The following is a 19,691-nucleotide window of genomic DNA, read 5'->3' on the forward strand; positions in this document are numbered from 1 at the left end:
TCAGCCCGTCGGGACGACGTCCGGCGCGTCGTCGACGTCCCCGGTCTCGCCCGCGGATACGGCCTTGCGCCCGAAGTGAATGACGTACGCGAGGAAGGCGGCCTCGGCCGCGACTCCGATGGCGATGCGCACGAACGTAGGCAACGGGGACGGCGTGACGAACGCCTCGATGAGGCCCGAGACGAACAGCACGGGGATGAGTCCGACGGCCACGGCGACGACGGCCCGCCCCCGTTCGGCCAGCACCTGTCCGCGCGGACGGTCCCCCGGTGACACCACCGACCAGCCCAGTCGCATTCCGACCGCGCCTGCCAGTAGCACCGCGGTGAGCTCGAGAAGTCCGTGCGGAGTCAGCAGGCCGAGGAACACGTCGCCCTTGCCCGCACCGAACATCAGCCCGCCTGCCACACCGACGTTCGCGGCGTTCTCGAACAGCACGTACGGAATGGGGATACCGAGCACGATCGCGTAGACGATGCACTGGGCGGCTACCCACCAATTGTTCGTGAACACGCGCAAGGCGAACGACCCGGAGGGATTCTCGCTGTAGTAGTCGGCGAACTCGTGATTGACCATCCGTTCGATGTCGCTGGGCGTGCCGAGGGTCGCCTGCACCTCCGGGGTGTGTGCGACCCACGCCCCGATGATCATGGCGACGACGAAGAACGCCGTCGCAGCACCGGCCCACCATCGCCACGTCCGGTAGGCACCAAGGGGGAACGACACGGTCCAGAACCGGGCGAACTCGCTCCACAGCGGTGCGTGGGCGCCGGTGACCGCCGCGCGCGCCTGGGCGACCAGCCCCGAGAGTCGGCCCACCAGCACGCCATCCGTCGATGCCGAACGGACCATCGACAGGTGCGTCGACACCCGCTGGTACAGGTCGACGAGCTCGTCGATCTCCTCCCCCGTGAGCGAGCGACGCCGCTTGACCAGCGCCTCGAGCCGATCCCACGTCCCGCGGTGGGCCAGGACGAACGCGTCGACATCCACCTCCCGAATCCTAGTAGCGTTGATTCACATGACGGCCCAACCGGAACCGATGGTGACCGGCGACGCCGTGGTGCTGGACGTTCAGATCGCTCAGTTGCCGGTGCGGGCCGTGTCCGCGCTCATCGACATGTCGGTCATCTTCATCGGCTACCTAATCGGGTTAGTGCTGTGGGCAATAACGGTCTCGGAGTTCGACGACGCGCTCTCGGCCGCGACGCTGGTCATCTTCACCGTGCTGGCGTTCGTGGGCTATCCAGTGGTGCTCGAAGTCGCGACCAGGGGCCGGTCGTTGGGCAAGATGGCGATGGGGCTTCGGGTCGTGTCCGACGACGGCGGCCCGGAACGCTTCCGCCAGGCCCTGTTTCGTGCGTTGGCGTCCGTGATCGAGATTTGGACCCTCGGGGGCGGGCCAGCCGTGATCTGCAGTCTGGTGTCGGCCAAGGGCAAGCGGCTCGGCGACGTGTTCGCGGGCACCATGGTGATTAGCGAGCGGGCGCCGCGACTGAGCCCACCGCCCCCCATGCCGCCGACGCTGGCCTGGTGGGCCGCCTCGCTTCAGTTGTCCGGGCTGCGCCCCGAGACGGCCGACCGGGCTCGCCAGTTTCTTTCGCGAGCACCGCAATTGGACCCACGGCTCCGTGACCAGATGGCCTACCAGATCTGCGCCGAGGTGGCGGCGCAACTCGCTCCGCCCCCGCCGCCCGGCGCACCGCCTCCACTCGTCCTCGCCGCGGTGCTCGCCGAGCGCCACCGCCGCGAGCTCGACCGGTTGCGGCCGGCGCCGCCCCCTTACCCGCCACCTGGCTATCCGGCTGGCTATCCGGCGCCGCAGTGGGCCCCGGCTCCCACCGCACCCGGGCCGCCCACCGGGCCTTCACCGGGCGGGTTCGCCGCCCCAGACTAGTGGGACACAGTTGTCCTATTATGGACATGCTGTGCTACATTAGTACCAATGACGGTCCCGCAATCGAACGATGGTGGTCCGCGGTCTCGTACCCGCCGGGCCATTCTCGACGCCGCGATGACGGTGCTCGCCGAGCACCCGACGGCGTCGCTCGGTGACATCGCCACCGCGGCCGAGGTGGGGCGCAGCACGCTGCACCGGTACTTCGCCGAACGCACCGACCTGCTGCGGGCCCTCGCGCGCCACGTCCACGAGCTCAGCAACGCCGCCATCGAGCACGCCGAGCCGGACTGCGGACCACCCGTGGAGGCGTTGCGCCGCGTCGTCGAATGCCAGCTCGACCTCGGGCCGATCGTTCCGTTCATCTACAACGAGCCCACGATCACGTCCGACCCGGAACTCGCCGCCGAACTCGACACGGGCGACGAACTGATCGTCGAGGTGCTCAACCGCGCTGCGTGTCAGGGTTCGGCGGGACCGCCCGGCTGGCCAAGGCTGGTCTTCTGGGCGCTGCTGCACGCCGGCTACGAGGCCGTGAAACAGGGCAGCGCGCCACGGGTCCAGATCGTCGACGCCATCATGGACAGCCTCGTCGAGGGCACCATCAACCCAAATCAACAGTAAGTCAAAGCCTTTCAGGAGTAGTCATGATCGCCCGGTTCGACGTCGAGCCGACCGTACGCACCCCGCGTCGGGCGTGGTTCGCGCTCGCCGTGCTGCTGCTGCCGGTGCTGCTGATCGCCGTCGACAACACGATCCTGGCGTTCGCACTGCCCAGCATCGCCCAAGAATTCACCCCGTCGGCGTCGACCCAGTTGTGGATCATCGACGTCTACTCGCTGGTGCTCGCCGCGCTGCTGGTGATGATGGGCAGCCTCGGCGACCGGTTCGGCCGCCGCAGGCTGCTGCTCATCGGGGCGAGCGGCTTCATGGTGGTGTCGGCCGTCGCGGCGTTCGCCCCCAGCGCCGAGTATCTCGTCGCGGCCCGTGCGCTGCTCGGCGTGTTCGGCGCCATGTTGATGCCTTCGACGCTGTCGCTGCTTCGCAACATCTTCGCCGACGCCTCCGCGCGTCGACTCGCGATAGCCATCTGGGCCTCCTTCTTCACCGCGGGCTCGGCGCTGGGCCCGATCGTCGGTGGCGTGCTGCTTGAGCACTTCCACTGGGGCGCGGTGTTTCTCGTCGCCGTGCCGATCCTGCTCCCGCTACTGGTGCTGGCCCCACGCCTAGTGCCCGAATCGTGCGACCCTCACCCAGGTCCAGTCGACCCGGTCAGCGTCGTGCTGTCGTTGACGACGATGGCCCCGCTCGTCTGGGCCATCAAGACGGTTGCGCACGACGGGTTGTCGTGGCTCGTCGCCGCCGCCCTGGTCGTCAGCGTCGGCTCAGGCGTGCTCTTCGTGCGTCGCCAGAACCGCAGCGCCGCACCGATGCTCGACATGCAGCTGTTCGGCTACGCGCCGTTCTCGTCGTCGCTCCTTGCGAACTTCATGTCGATCGTCGGGCTCATCGGGTTCATCTTCTTCGTGTCGCAGCATCTGCAACTGGTGCTCGGACTGAGCCCGTTGGCCGCGGGCCTGGTGACGTTGCCGGGGGCGGTGCTGTCGATGGTCGCGGGCATCGCCGTGGTGCGCGCGGTGAGATGGTTCGCTCCGCACGTTCTGATCATCGCTGGGCTGCTGCTGATCTCTGCTGGCTTCGGGATGATGCTGTTGTTCCGGCACGACCTCACGGTGGCTGCGGTGATCGCGTCGCTCGTCGTACTCGAACTCGGTGTCGGGATCTCGCAAACCATCACCAACGACGCCATCGTCGCGTCGGTGCCGCCCGCCAAGGCCGGCGCCGCAGCGGCGGTGTCGGAGACGGCATACGAGTTGGGCGCCGTCGTCGGCACTGCCGTGCTCGGCACGATCTTCACCGCGTTCTATCGCGCGAACGTCGAAGTGCCACGGGGACTGTCACCGACCCAGGCGGCCGACGCAGGTGAGAGCATCGGTGGTGCGGTGGCGGTCGCGCAGACGGCACCCGCCAACGTCGCCGAGCGCTTGCTCGACTCGGCGCACACCGCATTCGACTCCGGCATCGCACCGACGGCGATCATCGCTGGGACGCTCACGCTGATCGCTGCCGCCGTGGTGGCGTACGTCTTCCGCGACGGCAGCGTCAGCCCAGGCTCCGCAGCCCGATCAGCATCAGCGCCGATCCGACCAAGGGCGTGACCGTGCGGACGTGGTTCCAGTTGGTCCACGGCACCAAGTAGGCCTTCCACTCGCTCAGTGCGTCGGCGGCCGACAATGCGGACGGGTCGAGCCCGTCGAGGTGATTGTTGAGCGGCACGTTGAATGCCATCGTGACGACGAAGGCCAGCACGCTGAGCACCGCACCGGCCAGCAGGTAGCCGCTTCCGGGTGTCGACCATCGCAGCGCGGCAATCACTCCCACCACGGCGGCGAGCACGGTCGACCCCATGAAGAAGATCAGGAACGGGGCGCTTGCGTTCGCTTGGGCGTTGATTCCGCGCATCGCGGTGAGGGCCTCGACGGGCTCGGTGCGGTCGAGGCCCTTCATGACCATGGTCGAGAAGATGTAGAACATGCCGCCGACGGCGGCAGTGGAGATGGTGGCGGCGCCGGCGGCGATGACGTATGGACTCGTTGACATGGCTTCAGTCAACCGGCTCAGCGCGCGACGATCCATCGCTGAAAGTCCGATCTACATACGCAATCGTCTTACACTTTGCGGCGTGGATGCACTCGGCGGACTGCTCGACGGTGTGCGCGCTCGCGGCGCGTTCGTGCTCCGGATGTCGCTCGACCCGCCGTGGTCGATGCGCATTCAGGACGACGCGCCGCTGACGCTGATCTGCGTGACGCACGGCGGGGCTGTCATCGTGACGGAGTCCGGGGATACGCACCGGCTGCGGCCGGGTGACGTCGCCGTGGCGCGCGGCGTCGAGCACTATCTGTTCGCCGACGACGCGGCCACCGAACCTCAGGTGGTGATCCACCCCGGCAACCGGTGCACGACGTTGCGCGGTGACGACCTCCGATTCGAGATGTCCGTCGGCGTCCGGACGTGGGGCAACACCGCTGCAGGCGCCGACGGCTCCGTGATCGCCACCTACGAAGGCCGCAGCGAGGTGAGCGCGCGGTTGCTCAACGCCCTTCCGACCGTGCTGGTGCTGCGCGGAGACGAATGGCGTACACCGTTGGTCGAGCTGCTCTCGGCCGAGGCCGGTCGCGACGGGCCCGGCCAAGAGGCCTACCTGGACCGACTGCTCGACCTGCTGCTGATGGACGTACTGCGGACGTGGTTCGACCGTGACGAACGCGCCCCGATCTGGTGGCACGCCGAACAGGACACCGTCGTCGGACCGGCCTTGCGGCTCATCTACAACAACCCCGAGCATTCCTGGACGGTGGCGAATCTCGCTGCTGCCGTTGGCAATTCGCGCGCAGTCTTCGCACGCCGGTTCACGGATCGGGTCGGTGAGTCGCCGATCGCCTTCCTCACCAGCTGGCGGCTCGCCTTGGCCGCCGACATGCTGCGTTCCGGCGAGTCGACCATCGCGGCGATCGCGCGCCAGGTTGGGTACGCCACCCCGTTCGCACTGAGCAGCGCATTCAAACGGGCCTACGGCGTCAGCCCGAATGCCTACCGCACGGGCGCCTCGGGCGCTGCGTCGTCGGACGCCTCCACCGGCTGACGCCGCTTGAACAACGCGCCAGCCACCGAGGTGATCGCGATCGTCAGCAGGGCGCCGAGGATCAACGCCGACGGCTCACCCGGGCCGAGCAGGTTCCGCTCCGTACCCAACGTGGCGGCCGCGACGGGCACGCCGAGTTGCGCGGCGGCCAGCGCCCCCAGCGGTAATGGCTGACCCAGAAGCCGTGCGGCGCAGTGCGCGAGCACCGCGCCGACGCCGAGTCCCACCCCGAGCCCGATGAACTCGGGATGCTCGCCCAGCTCGCGCACCTGTAGCGAGGCGCCGAGCCAGACGAAGAACAGCGGCGAGAAGAAGCCCTCGCTGACGCCGAGCAGTTGGCGGGCCAGCCGCTTCGGTTCACCGATTCCGTTGACCACCAGCCCCAGCGCGAACCCCGCCAACATGATCGACACGTGTGTGCTGGTGGCCAGGGCCGACAGCGAGAACAACATGATGAGGCTGATCCGCAGTTCGAGCGCCAACTCGTGCCGCTTCGAGTACTCCCGCAACCGCGTGCGCGTCCCGCCCCGTTCGAAGTGCCGGAGCACGAAGAACAGCACCACCGCGCACGCCGCGATGGCCAACGCGCCAAGCGCGGCACGCGCCGCCCGACTCGGGTCGATCGCCAACGGCAGCAGCACGATCGAGGCGGCATCGGCGATGGCGATCTGAGCCTTGACCGAGAGCACCTGTGGCCCGTCGAGCTTCAGGGAGTCGATCACCGGCAGCGCGACGGCCGCCGACGAGGAGGCCATCAGCACGGCGTACAGCGCGGCGTGGCCGGTGCCGAACACCCGCGCCAACAACACCCCGAGCACCGCGGCGATGGCACCCACCAGCACCGCGCGAAGTACCGCCTTGGGGATGCCCGAGCGCAGCGTCGCGTCACGCACCGGGACGTGGGTGCCGACGACGAACATCACCAGGGCGAAGCCGATGTTGGCCAGCAGCGTGAACGTCGGATCGGTGGTGTCGACGATGTCGAATCCGGTGCGGCCGATCACGATGCCGGCGACGAGCTCGCCGATGATCACCGGGATGCGCAGGCCGGGGACGGCGACCAGCAACGGGCCCGCCATGCCGACGACGACGAGCAGCGCCAGGGTGTGGAACCCGAAGCCCGACACGTCAGCCGGTCACGTCGCCCACGACGCCAGACGGCACGGTATCGGGGTGTTCTCGTCGGTGAGATAGCTGGCACATACGCGGTGATAGCCGTCGGCGATCTGAAGCGGCGTGCCATTCCGGAAGTTGCCGCGCACCAACAGGATCGGGGACAGCTTCTTGCCTGCGGCGATCTTGGCGAGGTCTGTCTTCACGCGCGGGTTCGCATCGGTGAGCAACGCCAACTGGGCTGCACGCAGAATGTCCTTCGCCTTGCGGAACATCGGCTCTGCGGACTTCAACTCCGCCACGGTCTTCGTCACCGCAACCGCTTCGGCGATGAGGCTGAGGTAATCAGCCGCCGCGTCGTAGTCATGTGCCTCGGGCTCGGCTATCCACTTGACCGCCATCCGGTCACCTTAAACCGCACGGCTGAATTCGAGTAGGCCACTACTCACGTCGGTTGCCCAGGGCCGCGTCACCGTTGTCCACATGGAAAGACGAACGCTCAACAAGGTTGGCACGCGGTCGTTGCTCGTCGCCGCTTGCCTGGCGGTGATGGGACTGAGCGCCAGCGCCGCATTGGCGGAGCCGGCACCCGACCCGTTGCCGCTACGACTGGATATCGACTCGATCGGCCTCGAGCTGGTTTCGGTACCGACGCACGGGGATCCGTTTCACCGCACCGACGTGAACATGGTTTCGCTTCAGCAGCTGTTCAGCCAGCCGCGTGTGGCGAGCTTCGGCTAAGCGTTGACCCAGTTTCCGTGGAATCCATACGGCACGCGGGTCGGAAGCTTGATCCGGGCGACCGGGGCGCCTGCGAAGTCGGAGGCGTCGAGGATGACCAGGTCGCTACCGTTGCGCGCGGGATCGTAGACGTAGCCGAGGTAGTACCCGTTGCTTTCTCCTGGCGCTCCGGCGGCGGGTACGAACACCGCCTCACCCGGCCCACCGTCGCCGAGGTCGTGCTGCACCGCCGACCCGGTGGACAGGTCGTGGCGCACCCAGCCGTTCTTGCCGACGGACACGGAGTAGCGGGCAGGCAGGCCGGCCAGCCGGTCATCGATGCGGGGGAACTCGATGCCACGGTCGTCGAGTTGACGTTCGCTCACCCGGCCCGACTCCAGGTCGATGGTCCAGGTCCACAGCAGGCCTTCGGCGTCGAACCCGCCGCTGTCCCGCCAGAGTTCGGGGTAGCGAACCGCTTGCAGCACAATCGACTTCCCGTCGGCGGAGTCGTGCGCGTTGGCCACGTGAAAGACGTAGCACGGGTCGATCTCGAACCAGCGCACCTCACCGAACGGGTCGTCTCGGCGCAGCACACCAAGGCGTGCGCCGTATTCGTCGTCCCAGCGGTACGGCATGTCCCGCTCGCCGTTCATGGCGACCTCCAGGCTGAACACGATCGGCAGATCCATGAAGATCACGTGATTCGCGGTCAGCGCGAAGTCGTGCATCATGGTCAGCGCCTTGACGTCGAGCGGCCGGTTGATCACCAATTCGCCGTTCGCGTCGGCGCGGTGATAGGTGACGTGCGGCTCGAAGATGTTGCCGTAGCCGAAGAAGTGCAGTTCGCCCGTCGTCGGGCAGATCTTCGGGTGGGCGGTCATCGAGTCGACGAGCTTGCCGCCGAAGTCATAGGCGCCCACGGTCTCGAGGTCGTTGGTGATCTCGTAGGGAAGCGACGACTCGACCAAGGCCAGTGTGTGACCCGCGTGGTTGACGACGTGCGTGTTGGCGACGGCGGCCCTCAGGTTGCGCGTGCCGTCGGCGTTGTAGAGCGGGAACGGCTCGACGAAGCTGTCAGTGCGGACCCAGCGATTGCGGTACCACTTCGCCTGTCCGGCTTCGATGCGAACGCCGTGGATCATGCCGTCGCCGGTGAACCAATGTCCCTTGGCGTCGCGAGGATTGGGGCCGTTGCGCAGGTACCAACCGTCGAGTTCGGCGGGGATCGCGCCCTCGACGACTAGGTCGTATTCGGTCAGTTCGTCAGCGACGGGCGCATAGTTGCCGACGTTGAAGATCTGACCGTCATTCGGCAGGCCGGCATCGGTGGTCGGGAGGCCGGACGGAGATGTCGAGCGGTGCTGGATGTCAGTCACGATGAGTCTCCTTGCGGGCTGTTGAAAGAGTACGACCAGACTGACACTCCACTGATGACATGTCAATAGAGGAATATAAAGTCGGCGAGACGTCGCGCGACGTAGCAAGATCGAGTCGTGCCCGGGCGTCGACACTCAGCGCTGCTCGCCAAGCTCACCGCCAACCGGTCGGACAGCTCGCAGCGCGCGATCGTCGACGAACTGCGCCGGGTGATCCTCGACGGCGGTGCCCCACCCGGCTCGCCGATACCGGTCAACGAGGTCGCCGAGGTGTTCGGGGTCAGCCCCATCCCGGTGCGCGAGTGCCTCAAGACGTTGACCGCCGAGGGCCTGGTGGCTCATCAGCCCAACGTCGGGTACGCCGTCGCGCGCCTCACCGCCACCGAGCTCGCCGAGATGTACATCGTGCGTGAGACGCTCGAGTTCGCCGCACTGTCCGCCGCTGTCGCCAACGCCACCGATGCCGACCGCGATGCCGTCGCCACCGCGCATCGGCTGCTGGAAAGAGCAGTGGCAGAGGATGATCCGCAGACCTATCACCGTCAGAGCCGACACTTCCACATGGGGCTGACGCGACCGTCCGGCATGCATCGGCTCGTCCACATGCTCGAATCGGCATGGAACATCACCGAACCCGTGCAGTTGATGGTGCACGTCGACGCGTCCGACCGCGCCACGCTGCACGCCGACCACGGGCAGATGTTGGAGGCGTTCCTCGATCGCGACGCCGACGCCTTGCTCGCCATCAGCGGCGACCATCACCGGCGGCTCAACGCCGTCGTGTCCACCCTGCCGCCCGACAGCGGGTTGATCACACGCGACTGACAGCCGTTCACGAGTCAATGAGTCGGCCGGGTTTCTTGAGCCCGCAGAATATATTTCCCACGCAACGGCTGTGAAACACACCGGCGCTACTTTTCGTCCATCGCGTTGTCCGATGGACAGGAAGCAGCAACATGACAGATACCCGTGACCTCCCGCCCGGCGCCGAGACCGGCGCGGGCGACATCGTCGAAGCCGCGGGGCATCCCGTCGGCGGTGGCGTCATCAGGCCCGAGTACGACCCGCGGCTGACCAACGAGGACCTCGCCCCCTTGGGCAAGCAGTCCTGGACGTCGTACAACATCTTCGCGTTCTGGATGTCCGACGTGCACAGCGTCGGCGGCTACGTCACGGCTGGCAGCCTCTTCGCGCTCGGCCTGGCGAGTTGGCAGGTACTCATCGCGCTGCTGGTCGGCATCTCGATCGTGTACTTCCTGTGCAACCTGGTTGCCAAGCCCAGCCAGCAGGCCGGCGTCCCGTACCCGGTGGTGTGCCGCAGTTCGTTCGGCGTGCTGGGCGCGAACATCCCGGCCATCATCCGCGGCCTGATCGCCGTGGCGTGGTACGGAATCCAGACCTACCTCGCCTCGGCCGCGCTGGACATCGTGCTGCTCAAGCTGTTCCCCGGGTTGGCCCCTTACGCCGACGTCGAGCAATACGGTTTCACGGGTCTGTCTCTGCTCGGCTGGGGCAGCTTCACGCTGCTGTGGATCCTTCAAGCCGCCGTGTTCTGGCGCGGCATGGAGTCGATCCGCAAGTTCATCGACTTCTGCGGACCCGCCGTCTACGTCGTCATGTTCATCCTCTGCGGCTACCTGCTGTGGAAGTCCGGCTGGCACGTCAGCCTGTCGCTAGGCGGCGAGAAGCAGGGCAACACGCTGGTCATCATGCTCGGCGCGATCGCACTGGTGGTGTCCTACTTCTCCGGCCCGATGCTGAACTTCGGCGACTTCGCCCGCTACGGCAAGAGCTTCGCCGCGGTGAAGAAGGGCAACTTCCTGGGCCTGCCGGTCAACTTCCTGGTGTTCTCGCTGCTGGTCGTCATCACCGCGGCTGCGACTGTTCCGGTGTTCGGCGAACTGCTCACCGATCCGGTGCAGACCGTCGCGCGCATCGACAGCGTCACCGCGATCGTGTTGGGCGCCTTGACGTTCTCCATCGCCACCATCGGCATCAACATCGTGGCCAACTTCATCTCACCCGCGTTCGACTTCTCCAACGTCAGCCCGCAGCGCATCAGTTGGCGGATGGGCGGCATGATCGCCGCCGTCGGTTCGGTGCTCCTGACACCGTGGAACCTGTACGGCAACCCGGAGGTAATCCACTACACCTTGGAGACCCTTGGCGCGTTCATCGGCCCCCTGTTCGGCGTGCTCATCGCGGACTTCTACCTGATCCGCAAGCAGAAGATCGTCGTCGACGACCTGTTCACCATGTCCACGACAGCGAATTACTGGTTCAAGAAGGGCTACAACCCGGTCGCCGTGGTCTCGACGGTCGTCGGCGCCATCCTGGCCATGCTCCCAGTGCTGCTCGGAGGGATCGTCGTCGGCATGACCGGCGCGGCGCAGTACAGCTGGTTCATCGGCTGCGGCGTGGCCTTCGTCCTGTACTACCTGCTGGCCACCAAGAGCGCCTGGAAGATCACCCCCCTCGCCGAAGCCGAGGCCGCCAGCGCCTGATCCGACACACCGTTACGGCCCGACATTCCACAACTGGAATGTCGGGCCGTACGCTTTGGTGGTGAGTCTGCGATACGCCGCGCTGGGCATGCTCGCCCAGCACCCCGGTAGCGGGTACGACCTGCTTAAACGGTTCGAACAGTCGATGGCCAACGTCTGGCCGGCGACCCAGAGCCAGCTCTACGGCGAGTTGAACAAGCTAGCCGACGCCGGGCTCATCGAGGTCTCCGATATCGGCCCACGCGGCCGCAAGGAGTACCGCGTCACCGATCCGGGCCGTGCCGAGCTCGTGCGGTGGATCACTGACTCGCAGGACGATCCGCCTATGCGTCGGCCGGATCTGCTCCGGGTCTTCCTGCTCGGCGAGGTATCGGCCGACGTGGCCCGCCAGTACGTCACGACATTCGCCGAGCATGCCGACTCTGACCTGAAAAGGTATGAGCACCTTCGTGATTCGGTCGACTGGCGCGACGACTGTGAGGACTTCTACGGCCGCGCCGCCTTGGAGTACGGGATCCAGAACGCCGCGATGGAAGTGCGCTGGGCGCAGTGGCTGATCACCGCGATCGACGACCGCGCCCGAAGGTGACTTCGAAATAATCATTGCATCGCGATAGTTTCCGATATATCGTCAACGTATCGGAAGCGCACACCGTGCTTCCTGTCGAAAGAAGGAACTACAGACATGACCACCCCATTCACACCTCAAGAAGGCCCCTTCGAGGGTCGACCCGGCCTTGGTTTCGGCTTCGGATTCAGCCCCGAAGATCGGCGGGCCCTACACGAACAGCGCAGGCAGGCCCGGCGCGATTTCCGCGACCACGTGCGCGAACACCGCGGTGAGGCCGGCTTCGGCCCAGGTGGGTTCGGCGGCTTCGGCCCCGGTGGCTTCGACCCCGGTTTCGGTTTCGGACCCGGCGGACCCCGAGGCGGTCGACGCGGCGGACCGCGCGGCGGCGGACGTGGCAGGCGCGGTGACGTGCGTGCCGCGATCCTCAAGCTGCTCGTCGACCGGCCGATGCACGGCTACGAAATGATCCAGGAGATCAACGAGCGCAGCCAGGGTCTGTGGAAGCCCAGCCCCGGCTCGGTGTACCCGACACTGCAGCTGCTGGTCGACGAAGACCTGATCGCGGGCACCGAGAGTGACGGCAGCAAGAAGCTGTTCGAGCTCACCGATGCCGGTCGCGCCGCAGCCGAGAAGATCGAGACGGCTCCGTGGGACGAGATCACCGAAGGTGCCGACCCAGGCGCCGTCAACCTGCGCAGCGCCGTCGGCCAGCTGATGGGCGCAGTCCGGCAGTCCGCATTCGCGAGCACTGCCGAGCAGCAGCAGCGCATCGTCGACATCGTCAACAACGCCCGCAAGGAGATCTACCAGATCCTCGGCGAGACCGAGTAGCAGCTCGCGGGCTCGAAAACTGTAAGACACCTCAGGCGCGATGGCTCTTACCTGTGAGAGCGGCCCATCGGGGGCGGCGACCACACACAGGAGCACCACATGAACACCAAGCACAATCGCAAGAAGTCCGTCATCGCCGCGACGATCGCAGCCGCAGCCGTGCCCGCGGTTCTGTTCGCCGGCGCGGGCACCGCGCAGGCGGCGTCCACGCTCAGTACGGCCAGCGACGCGATGGGCGTCACCGTCGAGATCCACTCGACGGGCAGCCAGGGCCTGTGCTTCTACACTGCCGAGCCGTGGTTCGGATGGACGACCGTGAAGCCTCTTCCGGTGTACAAGGTTCCGTTCTACCTGCAGGCGAACCAAACCAACAAGCTGTGGTTTCCGGGCATCCAGACCGGCACCACATGGAAGGCCAAGGTCGAATGCCCGGTCGGCGGCGTTGACTACTTCAACCCCATCTACTGAGCATCGCCCGCGAGCACGACGTGATTTCGGCGCGGTTTCGTCCTCGACGGATGAAACCGCGCCGAATCCGTGTAGATACAAGGCATGACGACTTTCCACATTGGCTCGTATCCCGTTCACCGCGTCGGCTTCGGCGCCATGCAGCTGCCGGGCCCCGGCGTGTTCGGCCCGCCGCGCGACCACGACCAAGCCTTGGCGGTGCTGAAGCGGGCCGTCGAGCTCGGCGTCGACCACATCGACACGTCCCAGTTCTACGGGCCCAACGTCTCCAACGAGCTGATCCACGAGGCGTTGCACCCATACCCGGCCAACCTCGCGCTGGTCAGCAAGGTCGGTGCACGCCGCGACGACACGGCTGCGTGGCTACCGGCTCAGGAGCCCGACGAACTGCGGAAGGGCATCGAGGACAACCTGCGCACGCTCGAGGTCGACACGTTGGCGGCGGTGAACCTGCGCGTTCACAGCGGCGGCGAAGATCCCAACGCCCTGGGCGACGTGGACCATGAGCTGTTCGACCGTCAGCTGACGGCCATGATCACCGCTCGCGACGAGGGCCTCATCGCCGGGATCGGGCTGAGCGGCATCGGGCCCGACCATCTGCGAATCGCGTTGGACCGCACCGAGATCGTCACGGTCCAAAACGCGTACAACCTGCTCGACCGGACGTCGCAACCCATCCTCGACGCGTGCGTCGAGCACGGGATCTCGTTCGTGCCGTTCTTCCCGTTGGGCTCCGGCTTCACCCCCGACAATCCGGTGCTCGGCAACGCGGTCGTGCAGCAGGCCGCAGCCGACCTCGGCCGCACGCCTGCGCAGATCGTGCTCGCGTGGACGCTGTCGGTGGCTCCCAACGTGCTGCTGATCCCTGGCACGTCGTCGGTGGCGCACCTGGAAGAGAACATGGCCGTCGCCGACATCGAACTGCCCAACGACGTCAGAACCCAACTCGACGACCTCGCCCCCGCCTAATTGCGATTTCGGCGCGCTTTTGCCCGGTTTAGCGTCCAAAAGCGCGCCGAAATCACTCGACGTCGACCCAGTCCAGGGTGCGCTGAACGGCCTTCTGCCAACCCGCATAGCCGGAGGCCCGCTCGTCGTCGGTCCACGACGGCGTCCACCGCTTGCCCTCCTGCCAGTTGGCCCGCAGGTCGTCGGGTCCTGCCCAGAACCCGACGGCCAGCCCCGCCGCGTACGCCGCGCCCAACGCGGTGGTCTCCGCGACGACGGGCTTGACCACGTCGACGCCCAACACGTCGGACTGGATCTGCATGCACAGGTCGTTGGCGGTGATGCCGCCGTCGACCTTGAGCACCTCGAGGTGCACTCCGGAGTCGGCCTCCATCGCGTCGACGACGTCGCGGCTCTGGTAGCAGATCGCCTCCAGCGTCGCGCGGGCCACGTGGGCATTGGTGTTGAACCGCGACAGGCCGACGATCGCGCCGCGCGCATCGGAGCGCCAGTACGGCGCGAACAGGCCGGAGAACGCCGGCACGAAGTAGACGCCGCCGTTGTCGTCGACCTGCCGGGCCAGCGACTCGCTCTGTGCCGCACCGCTGATGATGCCCAGCTGATCGCGCAGCCACTGCACCGCCGAGCCGGTCACGGCGATCGAACCCTCAAGCGCGTAAACGGGTTTCGCGTCACCGAACTGGTAGCACACCGTCGTCAGCAGCCCGTTGGAGGACCGCACGATCTTCTCGCCGGTGTTGAGCAGCAGGAAATTGCCTGTGCCATAGGTGTTCTTGGCCTCGCCTGCCCGCAGGCACACCTGGCCGACCATGGCGGCCTGCTGGTCCCCGACGATGCCGGTGATCGCGACCTCGCCGCCCAGCGGGCCGTCCGCCAGCGTCGTGCCATACGCCTCGGGGAACGACGACGGCGCGATGCGCGGCAGCATCGCACGAGGAATCCCGAAGAACGACAACAACTCGTCGTCCCAGTCGAGCGTCTCGAGGTTCATCAGCATGGTCCGGCTGGCGTTGGTGACGTCGGTGACGTGCACGCCGCCGCGCGGCCCTCCGGTCAGATTCCACAGCACCCAGGCGTCCGCGGTGCCGAAGAGCGCGTCGCCATTCTCGGCGTCCGCGCGCACCCCGTCGACGTTCTCCAGGATCCACTGCACCTTGCCGCCGGAGAAGTACGTCGCGGGCGGCAGCCCCGCCTTCTGCCGGATGACGTCCCCGCGGCCGTCGCGGTCCAGGGCCGAGGCGATGCGGTCGGTGCGGGTGTCCTGCCACACGATCGCGTTGTAGTACGGCCTGCCGGTGCGCTTGTTCCACACCAGTGCCGTCTCACGCTGGTTGGTGATGCCAAGCGCCGCCAAGTCGGACGACGTGAGATTCGTCGAATTCAGCGCCGACATGATCACCGACGCAGTGCGTTCCCAGATCTCCACCGGGTTGTGCTCGACCCAGCCGGCCTTCGGCAGCAGTTGCTCGTGTTCGAGTTGGTGGCGGCCGACTTCAGCGCCGGCGTGGTCGAAGATCATGCACCGCGTGCTGGTGGTGCCCTGGTCGATGGCTGCGACGAAATCGGCCGGCATCCATACATCATGGACTACCTGGCCCAGCCCGAAACCGACATCGCGACCAGGCAGCCGATCGGCCGAACGCCACCGCGTGGTGGCGAGTCGCCGCTACAGTGCGCATGGTCGGGCATCCACGTGGACTGAAAGGTGCCGTTCATCAACGCCAGTGCGATCAGACGCGGCCGCAAGGTCGCAGCCCTCGTCGCGGCATTCGCTGCTGCTCCTCTGTTCGTGGGCGCTGTCGCCCACGCCGAACCCGAGCCGATTGCGCCCGCCGCAGATCCGAGAGCGGAGTGCGAGGCCCCCGAATTCGGGGGCGTCTTCGTAACCGCCAGCGCAGCGCACTCCGAATGTCAGTACATCGTCGAGGGTTACTTCTACTACGACAACTACGACAACGGCGCGTACACCGGCACGCTCGTCTACCGGGACGGGGCGAAGGTGCCGACGGAACGGCCGGTGATGCCCGAGCTGCTCAACAGCCCCCGTGGACTGCCCCTCGTACCGTTCCCCGGGCAGTTCTGACAACGCGTCCGCGAAGTCCATCATGGACTACATGGCCCAGCCCCAAACCGACATCGCCAGCATGCCCCGCGGCGGGCCGAACGCGTCGTGCCTGGACCGGGCACTGTGGACCGATCGGCTCGAGTACCTGGACCGCGACGACATCGACCCCGACATCAAGCGCAGCGTCGTGCGGGCGCTGGAGCGGACCGGCGAGTGGTTCGGCAACCACGAGAAGTTCGCCCACCTCGCCCTCGAGGAAGTGGCCGACGTCCCCGACCCGCGGATCCTCGAACTGGGCGCTGGGCACGGCGGACTGTCGGCCAAGCTGCTCGAGATGCACCCCACCGCACGGCTGACGGTGTCCGACGTCGAGCCCGACTCCGTGGCGGCGATCGCGGCGGGCCAACTCGGCGCCCACCCGCGGGCGGCGGTCCGCGAAGTGGATGCCACCGCGATCGACGCGGCGGACGGCGAATTCGACCTGGCCGTGTTCGCCTTGTCGTTTCACCACTTGCCTCCGCTGGCCGCATCCCGCGCGATCTCCGAGGGCACCCGCGTCGCGGCCAAGCTGCTGATCATCGACCTGCCCCGGCCGCCGTCGCCGCTGCACCTGTTGCGCCTGGCGGCGATGCTGCCGCTCGCCCCGTTCGTGCCGTTCATCCACGACGGCGTGATCAGCTCGTTGCGCACCTACAGTCCGTCGGCGCTGCGGGCGCTGGCGGCACACGCCGACCCGTCCATCGACGTCGAGTTGCGCGGCGGGTTGATCAGTCCGCAAGTGGTGCTGGCTTCTCGCCGATAGGCTCGGCTGGTGGGTGACGACGTCACGCAGACCGACTTCAGCCGGGCGCACCGCCAGGAGTACCGGCGGAAGGTCCAACTGTGTCTCGACGTCTTCGAGACGATGCTGCAGCGGTCGAGCTTCGAATTCGACCGGCCGATGACAGGCATGGAGATCGAGTGCAACCTGGTCGACGGTGACTACCAGCCGGCGATGAGCAACGCCGACGTGCTGGCGTCGATCGCCGATCCGGCCTATCAGACCGAATTGGGCGCGTACAACATCGAATTCAACGTGCCACCGCGCCCACTGCCGGGCCGAGCGGGGTTCGAGCTCGAAACCGAGGTGCGGGCTAGCCTCAACGCGGCCGAGTCCAAGGCCAACGAGGATGGCGCCCACATCGTCATGGTCGGGATCCTGCCGACGCTGATGCCGGAGCACCTGTCGGGTGAGTGGATGAGCGCCTCGACGCGGTACCAGGCGCTCAACGATTCGATCTTCACGGCGCGCGGCGAGGACATCGTCATCGACATCGACGGGCCCGAGCGGCTGTGCCTTCAGACCGCATCGATCGCCCCCGAATCCGCTTGCACCAGTATGCAATTGCACCTTCAGGTCTCGCCAGCCGAGTTCGCGCAGTATTGGAACGCAGCGCAGGTGCTGGCCGGCCCGCAGCTGGCGTTGGGCGCGAACTCGCCGTACTTCTTCGGCCACGAGCTCTGGGCCGAGACGCGCATCGAACTGTTCGCCCAAGCCACCGACACCCGGCCAGACGAGCTCAAGACGCAAGGCGTACGACCGCGAGTCTGGTTCGGGGAGCGGTGGATAACGTCGATCTTCGATCTGTTCGAGGAGAACGTCCGCTACTTCCCGTCCCTGCTGCCCGAACTGTCCGACGAGGATCCGGTGGCCGAATTGGCGGCCGGACGCACCCCGACCCTGCCCGAACTGCGTCTGCACAACGGCACCATCTACCGCTGGAACCGGCCGGTGTACGACGTTGTCGGCGACCGGCCGCATCTGCGCGTCGAGAACCGAGTGCTGCCGGCGGGTCCCACGGTGGTGGACATGCTCGCGAACTCGGCGTTCTACTACGGGCTACTGCGCGCGCTGTCGGACGAGGAGCGGCCCGTCTGGACCAAGCTGAGTTTCGCTGCGGCCCAACACAACTTCACCGCGGCCGCCCGACACGGAATGGACGCGCGGCTGTACTGGCCCGGCTTGGGCGAGGTGACGCCCGACGAGTTGGTGCTGCGGCACCTGTTGCCGATGGCGCACGAAGGGTTGCGCCGCTGGGGCGTCGCGAGCGAGGTCCGCGACCGGTTCCTCGGAACCATCGAGGGCCGCGCGAAGACGGGCCGCAACGGTTCGGCGTGGCAGGTGGCGACCGTGCACGCGCTGCAGGAGCGCAGCCTCACCCGACCGCGGGCCCTGGCCGAGATGCTCAAGCTGTATTGCGAACGCATGCACAGCAACCAACCCGTACACACGTGGGACGCTCCGGTCTAGGGCGGCAGGCGACTCCGCCGGCGCGCGTACGTTGGAGTTCATGACCGATTCGATGAATTCCGAGGTGATGGATTGGGACGACGTGTACCGCGAGGAGGGGGGCTTCGAGGGCCCGCCGCCGTGGAACATCGGTGAACCCCAGCCCGAACTGGCGGCTCTGATCCGTGGCGGCAAGGTGCGCAGCGACGTTCTGGACGCGGGCTGTGGCCATGCCGAGTTGTCGCTTGCGCTGGCCGCCGACGGCTACACCGTGGTGGGCGTCGAGCTCACGCCGACGGCCGTCGCCGCGGCGAAGAACGCCGCAGCGGAACGGAACCTGCCCAACGCGACCTTCGTGCAGGGCGACATCACCACGTTCTCCGGCTTCGACGGACGGTTCAACACCGTCATGGATTCGGCGCTGTTCCACGCACTTCCGATCGAGGGCCGCGACGGCTACCTGAAGTCGATCTACCACGCCGCTGCACCCGGAGCGGTCTACCACGTCCTAGTGTTCGCCAAGGGCGCGTTCCCCGCCGAACTGGACCGGAAGCCCAACGAAGTCGACGAAGCCGAATTGCGCGCGGCGGTCGGTACGTACTGGGAGATCGACGAGGTCCGCCCAGCGTTCATAAGCGCCAACCCCATCAAGATGGCCGACGCCCCGTTCGAGTCGGTGCACCCGCTCGACGAGAAGGGCCGGGTCAAGTTTCCCGCGTTTCTGTTGACGGCGCACAAGCCCGGCTGAGCGGAACGACCGTGAACGCGTTGCGGCTCCTGCTGCTGGTGTCGGCGCTGGCGTTGACCGGGTGTCAGGTCAGTCGGACGGCGGCGGCCGATCCCGTCGAGTACGACCTCGGCCAAACGTTCTCTCTGAGCGGAGGGCAAGAGGCAATGATCCGCGGCGAGCACCTCCGGCTGCGCTTCACCGACGTGCTGGAGGACTCGCGGTGTCCCAGCCAGGTCGAGTGCGTCTGGACCGGCCAAGCGCGCATCGCCGTGGTCGTCGAGCAGGCGGGACGGGAGCCAACGACCGCGGAGTTCAACACCAACCCCGCACCGGGCCAGAACGCTCAGACGGCTCAGGTGGGCCCGTACACGATTGCCTTGACGGCGCTTGACCCGTACCCGCAGACGCCAGAGCAGTCGATCGACCTCGCGGAATACCGGGCGACGCTGTCGGTGCGAAGCACGTAGGT

The 19,691-nt window shown here is 66.9% G+C and carries 22 protein-coding genes; 16 read left to right on the forward strand and 6 right to left on the reverse strand.

The genetic code is table 11. The features are described from left to right. A complete protein-coding gene (locus SLQ33_RS29955) occupies nt 1-993 on the reverse strand; it encodes a stage II sporulation protein M (protein WP_319457561.1) in 993 nt (330 codons plus the stop codon). A gap of 28 nt (nt 994-1,021) precedes the next feature. Between SLQ33_RS29955 and SLQ33_RS29960 the strand changes: the two genes are divergently transcribed. From SLQ33_RS29960 to lfrA, 3 genes are read left to right on the forward strand one after another with little or no spacing between them, the layout of a single operon-like run. Beyond that, nucleotides 1,022-1,897: an RDD family protein gene (locus SLQ33_RS29960; protein WP_319457562.1), complete on the forward strand. Its 876-nt coding sequence runs from the start codon at nt 1,022-1,024 to the stop codon at nt 1,895-1,897. A 48-nt stretch (nt 1,898-1,945) separates the two neighbouring features. Next, entirely contained in the window at nt 1,946-2,521 is a 576-nt protein-coding gene (locus tag SLQ33_RS29965; protein WP_319457563.1) for a TetR/AcrR family transcriptional regulator, read from the forward strand. A 23-nt stretch (nt 2,522-2,544) separates the two neighbouring features. Continuing rightward, complete coding sequence (lfrA, locus tag SLQ33_RS29970; RefSeq protein WP_319457564.1) at nt 2,545-4,116, forward strand: efflux MFS transporter LfrA; 1,572 nt, start codon at nt 2,545-2,547, stop codon at nt 4,114-4,116. Here the strand turns inward: lfrA and SLQ33_RS29975 are convergent. Next, a complete protein-coding gene (locus SLQ33_RS29975; protein ID WP_319457565.1) occupies nt 4,061-4,558 on the reverse strand; it encodes a DUF1772 domain-containing protein in 498 nt (165 codons plus the stop codon). The genes lfrA and SLQ33_RS29975 overlap by 56 nt on opposite strands. Before the next feature lie 82 nt (nt 4,559-4,640). Here SLQ33_RS29975 and SLQ33_RS29980 point away from each other — a divergent pair, with 82 nt between their 5' ends. Further along, nucleotides 4,641-5,603 carry an AraC family transcriptional regulator gene (locus tag SLQ33_RS29980; protein WP_319457566.1) on the forward strand — a complete coding sequence of 321 codons (963 nt, stop codon included), beginning with the start codon at nt 4,641-4,643 and terminating at the stop codon, nt 5,601-5,603. Here SLQ33_RS29980 and SLQ33_RS29985 read toward each other — a convergent pair. Further along, the gene (locus tag SLQ33_RS29985; RefSeq protein ID WP_319457712.1) at nt 5,552-6,682 is read right to left on the reverse strand and encodes a cation:proton antiporter; all 1,131 of its coding nucleotides are present in this window, start codon (nt 6,680-6,682) and stop codon (nt 5,552-5,554) included. The two genes, SLQ33_RS29980 and SLQ33_RS29985, sit on opposite strands and share 52 nt — an antisense overlap. A gap of 57 nt (nt 6,683-6,739) precedes the next feature. Continuing rightward, nucleotides 6,740-7,117 carry a hypothetical protein gene (locus SLQ33_RS29990; RefSeq protein ID WP_319457567.1) on the reverse strand — a complete coding sequence of 126 codons (378 nt, stop codon included), beginning with the start codon at nt 7,115-7,117 and terminating at the stop codon, nt 6,740-6,742. 82 nt (nt 7,118-7,199) lie between these two features. Here SLQ33_RS29990 and SLQ33_RS29995 point away from each other — a divergent pair, with 82 nt between their 5' ends. After that, a complete protein-coding gene (locus tag SLQ33_RS29995) occupies nt 7,200-7,457 on the forward strand; it encodes a hypothetical protein (protein ID WP_319457568.1) in 258 nt (85 codons plus the stop codon). On the opposite strand, the gene SLQ33_RS30000 is transcribed toward SLQ33_RS29995, so the two are convergent. Next, a complete protein-coding gene (locus SLQ33_RS30000) occupies nt 7,454-8,755 on the reverse strand; it encodes a carotenoid oxygenase family protein (protein WP_319457713.1) in 1,302 nt (433 codons plus the stop codon). The two genes, SLQ33_RS29995 and SLQ33_RS30000, sit on opposite strands and share 4 nt — an antisense overlap. A gap of 177 nt (nt 8,756-8,932) precedes the next feature. Here SLQ33_RS30000 and SLQ33_RS30005 point away from each other — a divergent pair, with 177 nt between their 5' ends. From SLQ33_RS30005 to SLQ33_RS30030, 6 genes are all read left to right on the forward strand, one after another. Next, on the forward strand, nt 8,933-9,640 hold the full coding sequence (locus SLQ33_RS30005; protein WP_319457569.1) for a GntR family transcriptional regulator: 708 nt from the start codon (nt 8,933-8,935) through the stop codon (nt 9,638-9,640). 131 nt (nt 9,641-9,771) lie between these two features. Continuing rightward, nucleotides 9,772-11,319, forward strand: coding sequence for an NCS1 family nucleobase:cation symporter-1 (locus tag SLQ33_RS30010; RefSeq protein WP_319457570.1), 1,548 nt, complete (start codon nt 9,772-9,774; stop codon nt 11,317-11,319). 61 nt (nt 11,320-11,380) lie between these two features. Continuing rightward, nucleotides 11,381-11,908 (forward strand): PadR family transcriptional regulator, encoded by a 528-nt coding sequence (locus SLQ33_RS30015; RefSeq protein WP_319457571.1) that lies wholly within the window; start codon nt 11,381-11,383, stop codon nt 11,906-11,908. A 96-nt stretch (nt 11,909-12,004) separates the two neighbouring features. Further along, the gene (locus SLQ33_RS30020; protein WP_319457572.1) at nt 12,005-12,721 is read left to right on the forward strand and encodes a PadR family transcriptional regulator; all 717 of its coding nucleotides are present in this window, start codon (nt 12,005-12,007) and stop codon (nt 12,719-12,721) included. 99 nt (nt 12,722-12,820) lie between these two features. Then, nucleotides 12,821-13,189, forward strand: coding sequence for a hypothetical protein (locus SLQ33_RS30025; RefSeq protein ID WP_319457573.1), 369 nt, complete (start codon nt 12,821-12,823; stop codon nt 13,187-13,189). Between the two features lie 84 nt (nt 13,190-13,273). After that, nucleotides 13,274-14,158, forward strand: a complete 885-nt coding sequence (locus SLQ33_RS30030) for an oxidoreductase (RefSeq protein WP_319457574.1) — start codon at nt 13,274-13,276, stop codon at nt 14,156-14,158. A 52-nt stretch (nt 14,159-14,210) separates the two neighbouring features. On the opposite strand, the gene glpK is transcribed toward SLQ33_RS30030, so the two are convergent. Then, nucleotides 14,211-15,731, reverse strand: a complete 1,521-nt coding sequence (gene glpK / locus SLQ33_RS30035) for a glycerol kinase GlpK (protein WP_319457575.1) — start codon at nt 15,729-15,731, stop codon at nt 14,211-14,213. Nucleotides 15,732-15,863: 132 nt separating this feature from the next. Between glpK and SLQ33_RS30040 the strand changes: the two genes are divergently transcribed. From SLQ33_RS30040 to SLQ33_RS30060, 5 genes are read left to right on the forward strand one after another with little or no spacing between them, the layout of a single operon-like run. Continuing rightward, a complete protein-coding gene (locus SLQ33_RS30040; protein WP_319457576.1) occupies nt 15,864-16,241 on the forward strand; it encodes a hypothetical protein in 378 nt (125 codons plus the stop codon). Between the two features lie 22 nt (nt 16,242-16,263). After that, the gene (locus tag SLQ33_RS30045; protein WP_319457577.1) at nt 16,264-17,025 is read left to right on the forward strand and encodes a class I SAM-dependent methyltransferase; all 762 of its coding nucleotides are present in this window, start codon (nt 16,264-16,266) and stop codon (nt 17,023-17,025) included. Between the two features lie 9 nt (nt 17,026-17,034). Continuing rightward, the gene (locus tag SLQ33_RS30050) at nt 17,035-18,513 is read left to right on the forward strand and encodes a glutamate--cysteine ligase (RefSeq protein ID WP_319457578.1); all 1,479 of its coding nucleotides are present in this window, start codon (nt 17,035-17,037) and stop codon (nt 18,511-18,513) included. A 52-nt stretch (nt 18,514-18,565) separates the two neighbouring features. Continuing rightward, a complete protein-coding gene (locus tag SLQ33_RS30055) occupies nt 18,566-19,240 on the forward strand; it encodes a class I SAM-dependent methyltransferase (protein ID WP_319457714.1) in 675 nt (224 codons plus the stop codon). Nucleotides 19,241-19,251: 11 nt separating this feature from the next. After that, on the forward strand, nt 19,252-19,689 hold the full coding sequence (locus SLQ33_RS30060; protein WP_319457579.1) for a hypothetical protein: 438 nt from the start codon (nt 19,252-19,254) through the stop codon (nt 19,687-19,689). Nucleotides 19,690-19,691 lie beyond the last annotated feature (2 nt).

The sequence above is a fragment of the Mycobacterium sp. RTGN6 genome (genome assembly GCF_033804605.1).
GTDB lineage: Bacteria > Actinomycetota > Actinomycetes > Mycobacteriales > Mycobacteriaceae > Mycobacterium.

What these genes read in the sequence shown, in the direction of transcription:
- SLQ33_RS29960 (WP_319457562.1), top strand. Translation starts at nt 1,022, where the DNA reads ATGACGGCCCAACCGGAACCGATGGTGACCGGCGACGCCGTGGTGCTG.
- SLQ33_RS29965 (WP_319457563.1), top strand. Translation starts at nt 1,946, where the DNA reads ATGACGGTCCCGCAATCGAACGATGGTGGTCCGCGGTCTCGTACCCGC.
- lfrA (WP_319457564.1), top strand. Translation starts at nt 2,545, where the DNA reads ATGATCGCCCGGTTCGACGTCGAGCCGACCGTACGCACCCCGCGTCGG.
- SLQ33_RS29975 (WP_319457565.1), bottom strand. Translation starts at nt 4,558, where the DNA reads ATGTCAACGAGTCCATACGTCATCGCCGCCGGCGCCGCCACCATCTCC.
- SLQ33_RS29985 (WP_319457712.1), bottom strand. Translation starts at nt 6,682, where the DNA reads ATGGCGGGCCCGTTGCTGGTCGCCGTCCCCGGCCTGCGCATCCCGGTG.
- SLQ33_RS29990 (WP_319457567.1), bottom strand. Translation starts at nt 7,117, where the DNA reads ATGGCGGTCAAGTGGATAGCCGAGCCCGAGGCACATGACTACGACGCG.
- SLQ33_RS29995 (WP_319457568.1), top strand. Translation starts at nt 7,200, where the DNA reads ATGGAAAGACGAACGCTCAACAAGGTTGGCACGCGGTCGTTGCTCGTC.
- SLQ33_RS30010 (WP_319457570.1), top strand. Translation starts at nt 9,772, where the DNA reads ATGACAGATACCCGTGACCTCCCGCCCGGCGCCGAGACCGGCGCGGGC.
- SLQ33_RS30020 (WP_319457572.1), top strand. Translation starts at nt 12,005, where the DNA reads ATGACCACCCCATTCACACCTCAAGAAGGCCCCTTCGAGGGTCGACCC.
- SLQ33_RS30025 (WP_319457573.1), top strand. Translation starts at nt 12,821, where the DNA reads ATGAACACCAAGCACAATCGCAAGAAGTCCGTCATCGCCGCGACGATC.
- SLQ33_RS30030 (WP_319457574.1), top strand. Translation starts at nt 13,274, where the DNA reads ATGACGACTTTCCACATTGGCTCGTATCCCGTTCACCGCGTCGGCTTC.
- glpK (WP_319457575.1), bottom strand. Translation starts at nt 15,731, where the DNA reads ATGCCGGCCGATTTCGTCGCAGCCATCGACCAGGGCACCACCAGCACG.
- SLQ33_RS30045 (WP_319457577.1), top strand. Translation starts at nt 16,264, where the DNA reads ATGGACTACATGGCCCAGCCCCAAACCGACATCGCCAGCATGCCCCGC.
- SLQ33_RS30055 (WP_319457714.1), top strand. Translation starts at nt 18,566, where the DNA reads ATGAATTCCGAGGTGATGGATTGGGACGACGTGTACCGCGAGGAGGGG.